Annotated in this window: 11 protein-coding genes; 7 read left to right on the top strand and 4 right to left on the bottom strand. The window is 52.7% G+C overall.

What is annotated here, in order from left to right; all coding sequences use genetic code 11:
* Nucleotides 1-14: 14 nt before the first annotated feature.
* Entirely contained in the window at nucleotides 15-2,243 is a 2,229-nt protein-coding gene (gene secD / locus BN3772_RS17965; RefSeq protein WP_244444780.1) for a protein translocase subunit SecD, read from the bottom strand.
* Nucleotides 2,244-2,370: 127 nt separating this feature from the next.
* Between secD and BN3772_RS17960 the strand changes: the two genes are divergently transcribed.
* On the top strand, nucleotides 2,371-3,078 hold the full coding sequence (locus BN3772_RS17960; RefSeq protein WP_244444779.1) for a glycosyltransferase: 708 nt from the start codon (nucleotides 2,371-2,373) through the stop codon (nucleotides 3,076-3,078).
* Nucleotides 3,079-3,143: 65 nt separating this feature from the next.
* On the opposite strand, the gene BN3772_RS31055 is transcribed toward BN3772_RS17960, so the two are convergent.
* Nucleotides 3,144-4,511, bottom strand: a complete 1,368-nt coding sequence (locus BN3772_RS31055; protein WP_052380575.1) for a hypothetical protein — start codon at nucleotides 4,509-4,511, stop codon at nucleotides 3,144-3,146.
* A gap of 297 nt (nucleotides 4,512-4,808) precedes the next feature.
* Between BN3772_RS31055 and BN3772_RS17950 the strand changes: the two genes are divergently transcribed.
* The 4 genes from BN3772_RS17950 (at nucleotide 4,809) to BN3772_RS17935 (ending at nucleotide 8,638) form a co-directional block, all read left to right on the top strand.
* Nucleotides 4,809-5,747 (top strand): aldo/keto reductase family protein, encoded by a 939-nt coding sequence (locus BN3772_RS17950; RefSeq protein WP_042201151.1) that lies wholly within the window; start codon nucleotides 4,809-4,811, stop codon nucleotides 5,745-5,747.
* 18 nt (nucleotides 5,748-5,765) lie between these two features.
* Nucleotides 5,766-6,788, top strand: coding sequence for an SDR family oxidoreductase (locus tag BN3772_RS17945; protein WP_042201149.1), 1,023 nt, complete (start codon nucleotides 5,766-5,768; stop codon nucleotides 6,786-6,788).
* A 77-nt stretch (nucleotides 6,789-6,865) separates the two neighbouring features.
* Nucleotides 6,866-7,525 (top strand): class I SAM-dependent methyltransferase, encoded by a 660-nt coding sequence (locus tag BN3772_RS17940; RefSeq protein ID WP_042201148.1) that lies wholly within the window; start codon nucleotides 6,866-6,868, stop codon nucleotides 7,523-7,525.
* A 78-nt stretch (nucleotides 7,526-7,603) separates the two neighbouring features.
* Nucleotides 7,604-8,638: a CapA family protein gene (locus BN3772_RS17935; RefSeq protein ID WP_052380574.1), complete on the top strand. Its 1,035-nt coding sequence runs from the start codon at nucleotides 7,604-7,606 to the stop codon at nucleotides 8,636-8,638.
* Nucleotides 8,639-9,249: 611 nt separating this feature from the next.
* On the opposite strand, the gene BN3772_RS17930 is transcribed toward BN3772_RS17935, so the two are convergent.
* Nucleotides 9,250-10,083: a carbohydrate ABC transporter permease gene (locus tag BN3772_RS17930; protein WP_042174912.1), complete on the bottom strand. Its 834-nt coding sequence runs from the start codon at nucleotides 10,081-10,083 to the stop codon at nucleotides 9,250-9,252.
* Nucleotides 10,083-10,973, bottom strand: coding sequence for a carbohydrate ABC transporter permease (locus BN3772_RS17925; RefSeq protein WP_042174914.1), 891 nt, complete (start codon nucleotides 10,971-10,973; stop codon nucleotides 10,083-10,085). The genes BN3772_RS17930 and BN3772_RS17925 overlap by 1 nt, the downstream gene beginning before the upstream one ends.
* A 194-nt stretch (nucleotides 10,974-11,167) precedes the next feature.
* On the opposite strand from BN3772_RS17925, the gene BN3772_RS17920 reads away from it, so the two are divergent.
* Together BN3772_RS17920 and BN3772_RS17915 are read left to right on the top strand one after the other, a co-directional pair.
* Nucleotides 11,168-13,027 (top strand): sensor histidine kinase, encoded by a 1,860-nt coding sequence (locus BN3772_RS17920; RefSeq protein WP_042201147.1) that lies wholly within the window; start codon nucleotides 11,168-11,170, stop codon nucleotides 13,025-13,027.
* Complete coding sequence (locus BN3772_RS17915; protein WP_042201145.1) at nucleotides 13,020-14,666, top strand: response regulator transcription factor; 1,647 nt, start codon at nucleotides 13,020-13,022, stop codon at nucleotides 14,664-14,666. Before BN3772_RS17920 ends, BN3772_RS17915 begins: the two co-directional genes overlap by 8 nt.
* The last annotated feature ends 60 nt before the right edge of the window (nucleotides 14,667-14,726 follow it).

The following is a 14,726-nucleotide window of genomic DNA, read 5'->3' as shown; positions in this document are numbered from 1 at the left end:
CCTTAACATGCCGGTTAATCGGCATCCTCATATTCGAGCTGCATTGCAGACATCCGGTACGGATCGGCATCAGCCGGGGGATTCTGTTTTTCACGGCGCAGCTTTCGCAGTGTCAGGGTAAGCCAGATTTGGCTGGCTATACATACAGAAGAGTACACGCCTGTAATAAGACCCAGTGTCATTGCCAGTGAAAACAGCCGGATGGACTCACTGCCCCAGAACAGAATCGCTGCTGATGCAAAGAGTACGCACAAAAAGGTGTTCACCGAGCGGAGCAGCGTCTGGTTAATGCTTGTATTTACTATCTGCTCCAGCTGCTCCCGGTTGCGGGGAATACCGCTCTTCAGGTTTTCGCGGATCCGGTCGAATATGACGACAGTATCATTAACGGAGTAACCGATAATGGTCAGCATTGCTGCGATAAACGGAAGATTAATCTCCAGGCGGAAGATTGAAAAAATAGTAATGATAACAAAAACGTCATGCAGCAATGCGACGATAGCACCGACGGCAAATCTTTTTTCGAAACGGATGCCGACATAGACCAGAATACCGAGACTGGACAATGCCACTGCCAGACCGGCCTTCTTGGCGAATTCCCTGGCAATATCCGGGTCCACGGTATTCTCCTCCAGGCTGGCTGTGCCGCCGAGCTTGGAAGTCAGCGCATCGCCTATGATGGCGGCGTTGCCGCTATCGGGCGGAAACGTTTCATTAAAACGCAGCGAAACCCGGTTTGCGGCTTCACCGCCGATGGCAACAATAGCCGGCTGAAATCCGGCTTCACGGATGATGCTCTCGGCCTGCTGCTGGGAGACGCTCTGCGACAGCTGGATGTCCAGCGACGTGCCTGCACGGAAATCCACGCCGTAGTTCACCTGCTGAATCAGCAGGCTGGCAACCCCAATAATCGTCAGTGCCCCCGAAAAGATGTAAAACCGCTTCCGTGATCCGGTAAAATTGAAGCTGCGGTGCGAGGCTTTAACCTCATGCGCTTCGCGGGAGCCGAATGCATTTACCTCAGACGGCTTGACACTGTACCATCTGACATTCTGAAGCAAGCCTGAACGGCCGAGCTGGCGCAGCAGCCACTGGGAGAAATACACATTGGTAAGGATGCTCAGCACAATGCTCAGAATCATGGTGACCGCAAAGCCTTTAATCGCCCCCGATCCGAGGGAGAACATACAGAATGCAGAGATCAGCGCGGTTACATTGGAGTCCATAATGGTTCTGAAGGAATGCCGGGAGCCAGCCGTGAGCGCGGAGGGAAGGCTTTTACCTGACCGGAGCTCTTCCTTAATCCGTTCATAAGTGATGATATTCGCATCAACAGCCATTCCCACGCCGAGTACGAAGGCGGCTATTCCCGGCAATGTCATGGTCGCCTGAACCAGATTGAAGCTGAGCAGCAGCAGCCAGCCGTAAGTTATCAGCGTAAAGGAAGCAATGAGACCTGGCAGCTGGTAAAAAATCAGCATGAACAGCAGCACCAGCACAGAGCCGATCGCGGCAGCCCGAAGCGTCTCTGACAAGGCCTCCTGGCCAAGGGAGGCGCCGATGGTCTGGTTCAGCTTCTCATTCAGCTTCAGCGGCAGGGCTCCCATATTGATAATGTCTGCCAGCTCGGATGCTTCAGTCTGTGAAAAAGCGCCGACAATCCGCATTTTTCCGCCCGTTATGACTGCCTGTACGACCGGATCAGTCAGCAGCTCCCCGTCCAGTTCGAACCGGATCTGCCGGTTCAGCAGACGGGTGGACATTTCCTCAAGCTTCTCCGGATTCTTCAGCGTGACCAGAATGCCGGGATTTCCAAAGTCATCCCGCACAACAAGTGATTCGCCTTCGACAAAATCAGCCCCGCGCAGCTCCACTGAACCGTCAGGGCCGACTACCGTCAGTTCAGCCGGTTTACCGAGCAATTCCCTGACCTTCTGCTCGTCGGTTACACCGGGAAGGCGGACGCGGATCCGGTTCGTGCCCTCTGTCCAGATCTCCGGCTCAGAGGTGCCGAGCGCATTCACTCTTTTTTCAAGGCTGGCTGCTGTCTGTCTGAGGCTCTCCAGTGTAATGACGCCCCCGGGTGAAAGCGGCTGTGCCTCATACAGCACCTCAAAACCGCCCTTTAGGTCAAGTCCGAGCCGGACATCCTCTAATACTCTGGGAATTGTCGCTGCTATAATAATGAATAAGAGTATTACCGTTGCCGAGAAAGCAGCTATACGTTTCCGGTTTATCGCCACGCTGGAAAATCCCCCTGTGTGAAGCAGTGAAGCCGTTTCCGGCTGCGATTCTTCAAATTTTATTGTTTTGCTGCTATAGTAGATAAGAACTTACAGTATTCATAATAATAGAAATGAAGGTGGTTCCTTGAGCAGTGCCAAACCGCGTCTGACACTTTCCATGGTTGTACGCAATGAACAGGGGCGTTACCTCAGGCAGGCCCTTGAGCGCCACCGCCAATATATCAGCGACGCAGTCATCATTGATGACGGCAGCACCGACGGAACCCCTGAGCTGTGCCTGGAAGTGCTCCAGGGAATGAATGTGAAGCTGGTGCGGAATCAGGCATCCCGGTTCAGCAATGAAATCGATCTGCGCCGGCAGCAATGGCAGGAGACCCTTGAAGTCGGACCGGACTGGATTCTGAATCTGGATGCCGATGAATGGTTTGAGGATGCATTCGGCAGTCAGATCGAATCGCTGATATCAAAAGAAGATGTGTACTTATATTCCTTCCGTTTGTATGATTTCTGGAATATGAATGCTTACAGGGACGATGCCTACTGGCAGGCGCATCATTATTACCGCCCGTTCCTGCTCCGCTATGAGTCCGGGTACGCTTACACCTGGCGTGAAACAAGCCAGCATTGCGGCCGGTTTCCCGAGAATGTATACGGGCTTCACAATGAGCTTTCGGCGCTCCGCCTGAAGCATCTTGGCTGGGCAAGAGCAGAGGACCGCTTGAGTAAATACCGGCGCTACATGGAGCTTGACCCGGAAGGTGCTAATGGAAGTCTTGCCCAATATCATTCTATTCTTGACCCGGAGCCGCGTCTCGCGGCCTGGGAAGAATAACGCTACAGGCTGTCTCCGGCTTCTGCCAGGGAGACAGCCTTTTGCTATCCTGCGCCTGCCTTGGCCTAGCCGGTTTGCTCTGAGTCCGGCTGCGTTCCGGCGGCAGCCAGCTTGTCCAGCAATGCACTGCGGTTGTTAAGCATGACCGGATTATCAGGCGCGTAAGCAAGCCCCTGCTCATTGTATTTAAAAGCGGACTGCCAGCTGCCGAGCCTGGAGTAGCAGACGCACAGCTGAATACAGGGCATCCAGGTCCAGGTATCCTTTCCGGGCAGGCTCTCCCAGTTAGCCGGGCGGGGCGAGGCAAGCGACTGCTTAAGCCAGCGGATGGCTTCATCCCAGGCCTGCACGTCCATTAATTTGGCACCGATCCTAAAAGTGAGCTCCGACCGGCTGAAGCCGGCTGCAGCGGCACTGAGTAGGCCAAGGCCCTTCACTGTATCCCCGAGCCTGCCGTAACAGGCATCCAGCTCCAGCAATGCGGTTACCCGCTCATCCTCTGTACCCTGATTGTCCTCCAGAAACTGCTCAAGCAGCTCACCGGCTGCTTCATCATACCCGTAACGGATAGATTGCATGGCAGCAGACAGCCCAGTGTCTGCTGCTGCCGGCACCGCAGAGGCACTTGCTGCAAGATAGGCAGAGCAGCCCTCCAGATCAGAGCTTCTGTAAATATGGTAGGCAGGATAGGTTGTTTCGACATACATCTGCAATCCTAAGGCTGCTGCACGGACACAGAAATGCCGGTCTTCGCCCCAGTAGCCCAAATTCGGAATTTCGGCAAACCGTACTCCGCGCAGCAGCGCCTGACGGCTGATTAGCGTACAGGCTCCGAGGCCTCCGACCTCATGCAGGCCGGGCTGGCGCAGGCGGGCATAGAAGCGCTGAACCTGGCTCCAGGTCTCCTGCGGGCTTAAATCCTCACGCCGGATCAGCGGATGCTGGCCGTATTCACTATGCAGCCATACCTGGGGCATCTCCAGTGTATCCGCCTGCCAGCGGGTCCAAAAAACAGCCGATACAAGCTCCTTCCCGCTTTCCAGGAGAGCTTTAAGTGTCTGCGGATGGAACAGCAGGTCAGAATCGGCAAGAAAGACATGGGTATAGTCTGCAGCAGCGGCGCTCTGGAGAATCTGATCCTTCATAGCGGCGACTCTCCAGACGGCATCCTCAGGCCAGCGGTGGGTATTGTCATCTCTTGAGTAGCTGGAGCCCTCTTCCTCAGGGGGAGCAAGAATGACGGCAGCCCCTGAGGATTGCCGGACAAACTGCTGCAGGAGCCGGGAGGATGCGGGAGATGTATTATCATCGAAGAACATATAATGGATGTCAGTTCCAGCTGTATCCAGATTGCTAAGGGAGTACAGAAACAGGCTGAGGATTTCCGGCTTTTGCCGGATAGGGCTTGCGATAAGCAGTCGCGGGCTGTTCATAATGATGTTCCTCTCCTGATAGATGCCTCTCGAAAGTGCGTTTATTCATAGACAATAGTAGTGTTGAGGTTTTTTGGGGTGCTAAATTTGGTGGATGACGTTGATTTATAGATTGTTTTGGCTGTTCTACTATTCTGTGTTATCTTCTATTATATAAGAATTCACCTATTTGACACAATGAGCATCTATTTCAGCAAACCATAGAAATTCATTCCAAACTGGTCTAGAATAACAATGTACAAGAACTGCCGGTTCTGTCATGGCAGATAAAGAGGGCGCTGAGAGGAGAAGTGTGGAATGAAGTACCGCAGATTAGGCGGATCAGGGCTGAAGGTCAGTGAGATCAGCCTGGGAAGCTGGTTGACCTACGGCGGGTATGTGGAGCGTGATAATGCTGTGCAAGCTATTGAAACCGCTTACGGGTTGGGTGTGAATTTTTTTGATACAGCTAATGTGTATGAAAAAGGTGCGGCCGAGACGCTCCTTGGCAAGACGCTGCGCGGATTTCCCCGCGAATCCTATGTCCTGGCCACCAAGGTGTACGGCGTGATGGGCGACGGTCCAAATGACCGGGGGCTATCACGCAAGCATATTACGGAGCAGTGCCATGCCAGCCTGAAGCGGCTGGGTGCTGAATATGTGGACATTATGTACTGCCACCGTTATGACCCGGAGACGCCGGTTGAGGAAACGCTGCGTACGCTGGATGATCTGGTCCGGCAGGGTAAGGTGCTCTATGTAGGTGTTAGTGAATGGACGGCTGCACAGATGACGGAAGCGTTAGCGGTTGCTGACCGTTATCTGCTTGACCGCATTGTCGTTAATCAGCCGGTTTATAATATGTTCGAGCGTTATATTGAGAAGGAAGTAATTCCGCTCGGGGAGCGAAAAGGGATCGGACAGGTTGTGTTCTCACCGCTGGCCCAGGGGCTGCTGACCGGAAAATACAGCTCGGCCCACGACATTCCTGCCGGCAGCCGTGCCTCTAAGCTGGACTGGATGCGCAAAGGAGTCACCGAAGAGAAGATCGCCAAGGTACAGGAGCTGGGCAAGATTGCAGCTGAGCTGGACATCTCTGCCGGTAACCTGGCGCTTGCCTGGATTCTGCGGCAGCCTAATGTGGCAAGTGCACTTGTCGGAGCGAGCAGACCGGAGCAGGTTGAGGAGAATGTTAAGGCTTCGGGTATTGAACTGACTGAAGAGGTATTGTCACGTATTTCCGCCATCATTGATTAGAGAGAGGAGCATATACAGATGAAGGTACTTTTTATCGGAGGCACAGGATTAATCAGCGAGGCCGTATCAAAGCTTGCAGTTGCACAGGGGATCGAGCTGTATCTGTTCAACCGCGGGGAGCGGGATGAGTTCGTGCCCGAAGGGGCACAGGTAATCCGCGGGGATATCCGCGATGCGGCAGGAGCTGCAGAGGCGCTTAAGGGGTTGGAGTTCGATGCCGTGGTGGATTGGATTGCGTTCACACCGGAGCATGTGCAGACCGATATTCAATTGTTTTCCGGTAAAACGAAGCAGTATATCTTCATCAGCTCCGCCTCTGCCTATCAGAAGCCGCAGCGCAGCTACCTGATTACGGAGGAGACGCCGCTGATTAATCCTTACTGGGAATATTCCCGGAATAAAATCGCCTGTGAAGAGCTGCTGCTGGACGAACACCGCAGCGCCTCCTTCCCGGTAACCATTGTACGGCCTTCGCATACTTACGGCCTAACAGCCATTCCGGCGGCATTGACCAGCGGCAGGCATCCCTGGTCACTGGTGGAGCGGATCCGCAAAGGCCAGCCGATAGTCATTCACGGTGACGGCACTTCACTCTGGACAATGACCCACAATACAGACTTTGCCAAAGGCTTCGTGGGTCTGCTGGGGAACCCGGAAGCAATCGGTGAAGCCGTGCATATCACGTCTGATGAATCGCTGAACTGGAATCAGATTTATACTGCCATTGGCGGGGCGGCGGGCAGAGAGCCGAAGGTGGTTCATATCTCGACAGATTTCATCGCGGCGCATACACCGGCAGGAACCGCTGACGGCCTTATCGGTGATCAGGCGGTGAGCAGTGTGTTCGACAACAGCAAGATCAAGCGGCTGGTGCCTGAATTCAGTGCCACAGTCCCGTTTGCCGAGGGCATTAAGCAGTCTGTTGAATGGTTCGAAGCTCATCCGGAGCGCTGCAGCGTGGACGGGGAATGGTCCAAAATGCTGGATACGCTGATCAGCAGACACGGCGTTGACGCCAAACTGTTGTCCTATTACGTGTAACAGCATGTGGCATGAATCAAGGAATGATGAATATACTCTCACTACCTACCGAAACCTGTAAAAAAGGAGTCCTGGTCATGCCGACACATCCTTATGTATCCCGCTTTTTTGTCAATTCCGATGCCCGCCGCGATAAGCTGATTTATGACTTGCCGGAGTCCTGGTGGAGCCGGCCTTATGAATACGAATGGTGTACGAATTTCATTTCGTCCCATGATGTGGTGCTGGATGCCGCCTGCGGCATCTCCCACCCGCTCAAGTTCTATCTTGCCGGCTTCAGTGCCGAGGTCTACGCCTGCGATATTGATGCCCGCATTATGTCCAGGGAAGCGATTCTTGAGGACATTGTCGATGATATCGGCGTGGAAGCGGCCCGTCAGGTGCTGGCCAGAAGCACAACAAGCCTTCATCTGGCCCAGGCTGACCTAACATCGCTGCCTTATGCGGACGAGAGCTTTGATACGATTTTTTGCATCTCGGTGCTGGAGCATCTGTCCGTAGACGATGCCGTGCTGGCCATCCGTGAGTTCCACAGAACCCTGAACGGGGAGGGGCTGCTTGTGCTGACATTTGATTATCCGACCGTCAATCTGCCGGTGATGAACGATGTACTCCTGCAGGCCGGATTCCAGTACTGGGGGGAGACGGATTTCAATCTTCCGGCGGATGCGCTGCGGACAGAGCAGTGGGGCGGGCTGAACTGCTTCCGGGCGGTACTGAAAAAAGCGCAGGTCTAGCAGGGACTTTCTACTCTTTTGGGTAATGAACATTATCCGTTATAGTTGATAAATAAATTATCAAAAGGAGTAACCCGAATGCGCAGAGCGGCCATACTTATTCTACTAATCTTTCTGCTGGTTCCCGGCCCGGCGGTATCCGGGGGAGCTTCAAAGACACAGCCTGCAGACCGGATCACCCTGACCTTCGCCGGTGATATTCTGCTGGACGGCTTTGTGGGGGAGCAGATTGCCAGATACGGCATCAATTTCCCGTTTGCCAAAGTAGCTCCTGTCCTGCAAAAGGCCGATCTGGCCTTCGCTAATTTAGAGACCCCGGTCTCGGTCCGCGGCAAGCCGGCTGAGAAGATGTTTGCCTTCCGGTCCAAGCCGGAGACGCTCGGGGGATTGAACTATGCCGGTATCGACGGGGTATCACTGGCGAACAATCACATTCTCGACTATGGGCAGGACGCGATGCTGGATACGCTGGTTCACCTGGATAAATACAAGATCGGCCATACCGGAGCAGGCAGCAACATCGGCCAGGCGTTCAAGCCGTACGTCAAAACGGTCAAAGGCAAGCGGATTGCCGTACTCGGTGCAAGCCGGGTATTATCCGGGCCCTCCTGGCATGCCGGTAAGGATACGCCGGGAGCCGCATCAGCCTATACCGCCGAGCCGCTGCTGAGCGCAATTAAGAAATCCGTCAAGGACAACGACTATACAGTCGTATACCTGCACTGGAACGAGGAGTTCAAGGATTATCCCGAGAAATATGCCCGGACGCTGGCTAAGCAGATGATTGACAGCGGCGCGGATATTATTCTCGGCGCACACAGCCACTGTCTGATGGGCATTGAGTATTACAAGCACAAGCCAATCTATTACTCGCTGGGTAACTTTGTGTTCAACAAATCCACGCGCGGCGGGGAGAAGACGGTGCATTCGATGCTGGCTGACTTTACGATTACGAAGTCAGGTATTGCCAGTAAGATCACGCCGGTCAAGATCATCGGGGGACAGCCGAACTTTATGGGTGCCGCCTATAATAAGGAAACGATCCAAAAGCTGAACCAGCTCTCATTCAACGCCAGGATTGCCGCGGACGGAACGGTCAGCGAGAAGCAGTGATTGAGAAGCAGTTAGCAGCTGACTGGAATTGACCGCATGGTGAAGGGGGCTTATTAACTTAGCGCTGCTAATGTTAGCTACTGCGCCGCCTAACGGTTCTTCCTGTCAGCTCCACCTGATCACTTGCGTGCCCAGTATAGCTTTGTTCTAATATACCTTCTGTTCGTTCTCTAACAACATTTAGGTGGATTTTCTCCAGCTAATGCTATAATTGCTCAAGGTATTTAACGATTAGGTGGAAAAAATTATCTTAATTTAGGCTTCTACTCCCAGACGGCGCGAAATCAGCTATATTAGCTGTCATTTTTCCATCTAATGTCCTCTTCCCGGCAATTTCCCTGGATTTAGGTGGCGAAATTCCACTTAACTTTATCAGCAGTATGCTACGGAGTAATCTTAGCTACAACGTGCAACAATACGGACTCGCCGGCTCAATCATGCAAAATCATCTACTCGTGCGTCCGGAGTTCCAATCTGCCCGTACATCCGGACGGCATGCTGTGCTACCAGTATTATCCTTTCAGCATACCGAACCCAAAAAGGACCCCGCAGCCATTACGGCTCTGGGGTCCTTTTCTACAAGAAGCCTGTTGTCAGTCATGCCAAACCAGTTAGCCCTTAACCGCTCCGGCGACTACGCCCTTAACAATATACTTTTGCAGGAAGATGAACACGATGATGGACGGCAGCACGGCCATTACCATAGCTGTCATGGCATACTGCCAGTCAGAGGTATACTGTCCGACGAAGGTGTAAGCGGCCAGCGTCAGCGTCTTCGTATCCGGTGAGCCGTTGACCATCAGGAGCGGGAGCAGGAAGTCGTTCCAGATCCACATGACGTCGATGATGACAATGGTGGTTGTTACTGATTTCAGCAGCGGGAAGATGACACTGAAGAACAGGCGGAAGCCGGAAGCCCCGTCGATCGTAGCGCTTTCGTCGATTTCCAGCGGAATTCCTTTCACGAAGCCGTGATAGATGAATACGGCAAGCGGTGCACCGAAGCCCCAGTAGAGCAGGCCAAGTCCCCAGGTGCTTTCAGACAAATTCAGGTTCTTAGCTGTCTGGAGCACAGTCAGCATGATGGACTGGAACGGAATCAGCATCGGCATGATGCAGAGGAAATAGATGACGCCGCTCCATTTAGTTTTGGTCCGGGCCAGCTTGTAAGCGGCGATGGAGGAGACAAACACAATCCCCAGCAGCCCGACCCCGGTGATAATGAAGTTGTTCAGGAACAGACGCGGATAGTTAATGAATTCCCATACATAGGAATAGTTAGCGAATGTCAGCTTTTGCGGCAGGGCAATGACATCGGTCATGACCTCGCCGAAGCTTTTGAACGAGTTGATAATGGTCAGGAACAGCGGATACAGGAACAGCAGAGAGAGGAGGACGAGCACAATCTCGAGTACAATTTTGCCTGCTTTGTTGTTGGTTTTCATTATGCCTCCACCTCTCTCTTCTTGAAGAATGTAAGCTGAATAACGGTAACGATCAGCACCGCTACGAACAGGATAAGCGCTTTCGCCGTACCGTACCCGTACAGGTTGTTCTGGAATGTGTCACGGTAAATGTCATAGGCGATACTGTAGGTGGTTCCGCCGGGACCGCCACCGGTCAGCGACAGGATTACGTCGAATACTTTGATGGAGTTCGTCAGCGCCATAAATACCGAGATGGTAATGGAGGGTGCGAGCAGCGGCAGCGTAATGCTGAAGAACCGTCTCAGCGCCCCGGCGCCGTCCACTGTAGCCGCTTCTTTGAGATCCTCCGGTACCGACTGCAGGCCGGCGATATAAATAACAAGATAGAATCCGATAGACTGCCAGATGGATACACCCAATATGGATATAAAAGCGAGCCCCGGCGTCCCCAGCCAGCTTAAGTCAAAGATTGCCCAGCCAGTGCTCTCCCCGAGCGAGTTGAAGCCCTGCATGAAAATGAACTTCCAGATGAAGCCGACGATCACCAGGCTGAGAATATAAGGAATGAAGAAGGCCGCTCTCAGCCAGGAGGTGGACTTCAGCTTCATATCCAGCAGCACGGCCAGCAGAATGGCCAGCACATTGACAATGACGATGTAGAGCACCGCATATTTAATGGTGAACCAGGCGGAGTCGGAGAAATTGGTATCCCCGGTAAAAATCTGCTTGAAGTTATCCAGCCCGACGAATTTGGGATGCTTGGAAATCCCGTTCCATTTGGTCAAGGAATAACGGATGGTCATGATGAACGGGATGTAGAAGGCAACTGCGATACAGATCAGAACGGGCAGGGTGAAGAGCCCGAATTCCGTTTTATCGCGCCATTTTCTGCCGAGTGATTTTAACATGGATGCACCTCTTCTGCTATTTATAGGGTGGGAGTAACGGTCCCCGCTTGCCACACTTAACCATTCCGGTTAGTCTATATTGTGTATTATAGGGCAGCGCCGTATACTCAGAAATGGATTTAAGAAGACAGTTAGGGGTAAAAAAGTGAACTGAAAGCGCAAACAAAAATCATGCGGAGGAGGCTGCAGCTATTATGCCAAATACCCTGAAAAAGCTGCTGGAGCCGCTGCTGGAGCGGATTTCCCGCCGTCTGGCCAACAAGCTGATCCTGCTGTTCTCCATTATTATCATTCTGGTAGTCACCTCGCTGACGTTCATCTCCTACGGGATGCTGCGCAAGGAATCGGTCAATAACAGCATAGCGAGCACAAGCAACAACCTGCTGCTGGTCGGCCGGAATCTGGAGAGCTACCTGGGCGGAATCGAACAGCTGTCCCTGCCGCAGATCTCCTATGATGAGTTCGCCTATGCGATTATGCATGAATCGGATGACTACGCTTCCAAGATGTATGTGGAGGACTATCTGAAGAACCTATATTTTTCACGTAAAGACCTGGAATCGATCTACCTCTACATCATTAAGGAGCAGAAATATTATTATGTCACCAAGGAGAACTATAATATTACGGTCCGTGTCCTTGAGCATCCGCCGATTGATAACCTGACCTGGTACAAGCGTGCGCTGGCAAGCCCCAACAACCGGTCTTACCAGTCTTTTGTCGATGGTACTGTGGAAAATGGCGATTATAAGGTGAATCCGGATAATAGCTTCATGGGCTACCACCGGCTGCTGCGCTCCATTGCTTCCCGTGAGCCGCAGGCTGTATTATCGCTGTACTTCAACTCAAGCGTAACGGATGAGATTATGAAGGACATTCCCTTTTCGGAAGGGGAGCATCTGATGTATATCAGCCCGGATAATGAGCCGTATGTGGTGGATGACCGCGAGTTCTATGCTACAGCGGAGAAGGCGGAGCTGCTCAAGCAGCTGACCCCGGAGCAGGGCGGGCAGGTAACCTGGTCAGACGATGAGGAAAAATACCTGGTCATCTACGATATCAGTCAAAAAGAGGGCTGGAGGCTGGTTAAGCCAATTCCCTACAAGCAGATTTACGAAGCGGCGACCACAACGCGCCAGCTAAGCTATTCCATCGGGCTGCTCTTTCTGATTGCTTCGGTCATTCTGGTTGGCTTTCTGTCGAACCGGATTACAAGTCCCCTCAAAAATCTGTCCCTGCAGATGAAGCGCTTCAGCGCCGGCAGCTTTGAGGCAGAGGCGAGAGTGGAGGGCAATGACGAGATTGCCTATCTGTCCCGGCATTTCAACAAGATGGTTGAGCGGACGAACGAGCTGATCAATGAACGCTATAAGATGAAAATCGTCGAGAAAAATGCAGTGCTAAAAGCGCTTGAAGCCGAAATCAATCCGCATTTCCTCTATAATGCCCTGCAGGCGATTTCCACCAAGGCGCTCAAGAATAACAATGATGATATCGTCGAGATGGTGGACAATCTGGCACTGACGCTCAGATACTGCATCAGCGGGCGGGATGTCGTGCTGGCGAGCGAAGAGCTGCGGCATATTGAGCGTTATCTGGCCTTGCAAAAGGCCCGTTTCGGCAGCCGTATGCAGGTCGTCTACGAATGGGACGACAGTCTGCTGGAGCTGCGGATTCCGAAGCTGTCTGTGCAGACGCTGGTGGAGAATTGTATCAAGCATGCGCTGGAAAAGGTGTCGGCTACCGTCACTATCCGGATAGAGGCCCATGTAACACCGGCTTATAGCGTGATTTCTGTGATGGATGACGGCCCGGGGATCACAGCAGAGCGTCTGGAGGAGGTACTGGGCTCGCTGCAGATTCAGTGGGATGAGGAGAGCAGGGCTGAAGCGTCCGGTGCAGAAGGGGAACATGAGAGCATCGGACTCAAAAATCTGAATACCCGGCTGAAGCTGCTGTACGGGGATGAGGCGGGACTGCTGATTACAAGTGAAGGAAACGGAACACAAATGGATATTCTTTTACCGCGGGGAGGCCAGGGACAACATGTATAGAGTGCTGATTATTGATGATGAGGAGCCGCTGCGCGAAGCCATTCATATTCTGGGGGACTGGAAGGGGCTGGGGGTCAGTGAGGTGCTAGAGGCAAGTGACGGAAAAACCGGGCTGGAGATGCTGCGCAGGGACAAATTTGATCTGGTCCTGGTCGATATGAAAATGCCTGAGCTCAGCGGCAGCGAGCTGCTGCAGATAGCGGAGCGCGAGTTTCCTGAGCTGCTGCTGATTGTAATCAGCGGCTACAATGATTTTGAGTATACCCGCCAGGCTATCCGCTCGAAGGTGGTTGATTATCTGCTGAAGCCGGTGAACCGCGCTGATCTCAACAGCGCACTGCGCAAGGCTGTGGATATGCTTGATGCGAAACGGCGGAAGCAGAGCGAATTCATCACACAGAATATTACTTTGAATATGTCTGTACCGAAGCTGAAGGAGAAAATGTATCTCTCCATTATGGAACGGAGCTTTAAGAGCCAGCCTAATGAGGCTTTTCTGCCGCTGATCGGCGCGGATGCAGCCGGTAACCAGTTCACGGCAGGTATTCTCCGGCTGCTCAATCTGGAGCAGGTGCGCAAGGGGCGGTTTCATGAGGACCGTGATCTGATGCATTTTGCTGTGACGAATGTAATTAATGAGAACAGCGGCGGCGGTTTCGAGGCGTTCAGCTTCGTGAATCCGAAGAATGAGCGTGAGCTGATTGCGGTTTTTACGATGAAAAAAGGCTATGAAGAGGATGCGGCCTTCCGTTCCGTGCATCAGCTTAAAAAGGCTGCCGCGACGCTGAAGGAGCTGTTCGGCATTGTCTGTGCCGGTGCTGTCGGTGCTACATACAGTGATTATCTGGAGCTGGCGGGCTCCTATGAAGCAGCAAAAGAGAGGCTGGACGATATTGATCTGCTGCAGTTAAAAGGACCCCTGGTTGCCGGAGCCGGGTCAGCCGTGCAGGAATACAAGGACAGCCCGTCTCTAACCGGACGGATTCCGCAGATCCGCAGTATTCTGGAGAACGGCAATGCGGCCCATGCCAAAAGCATTCTGGGTGAATTCACCCGGAAATGGCACTCCTCCGCCCGTTTCAGCCTGGGGGATGCAGAGCGTACGCTCCGCGAATTTCTGATGCTGCTCGGCGATCTTGCAGGTGAGCTGGATGAAGCGCCGGCTGCGCTGCGTGCTGTCAAGAACAGAGGGCTGGCTGCGCTGGGCCTTAGCGGGGATTACGCATCGTTCAGCCAGTTTGAAAGCCTGCTCAATGAGCTTCTGGATGCCTATGCCGGTGAAATCAGCAGATCGCTTGCCGGTAACCGCAGCGGTGTGCTGGAAAATATTAAAGCATACATTGATAACCATTATTTCGAGAATATTAAAATATCGATGTTCACGGATAAGTATTACCTGAGCAGAGAATACTTGATGAAGCTGTTCAAAGGCAAATACGGCTGCGGCATTCATGAGTATGTGCAAAAGGTGAGAATGGACAAAGCCAAGGATCTGCTGACCGACCCGGCGCTTAAGGTTCAGGATATTTCTGAGATGCTGGGCTATAAGGACAAGAACTATTTCAGTAAGGCTTTCCGCAATTATTACGACTGTTCGCCTTCTGAATTCCGGACCGGAGCCTTGGAGGGAGAAAAGTGAAACGGTTACATTAGCCCACTTTTTTACCCTTAGAAGTTCACTTATGTACATTCTTATCCT

It is taken from the genome of Paenibacillus camerounensis, assembly GCF_000723885.1.
Taxonomy (GTDB): domain Bacteria; phylum Bacillota; class Bacilli; order Paenibacillales; family Paenibacillaceae; genus Paenibacillus_AQ; species Paenibacillus_AQ camerounensis.
Note: the sequence above shows the minus strand (reverse complement) of the source record. Positions and strands in the feature narration are given on the sequence as shown.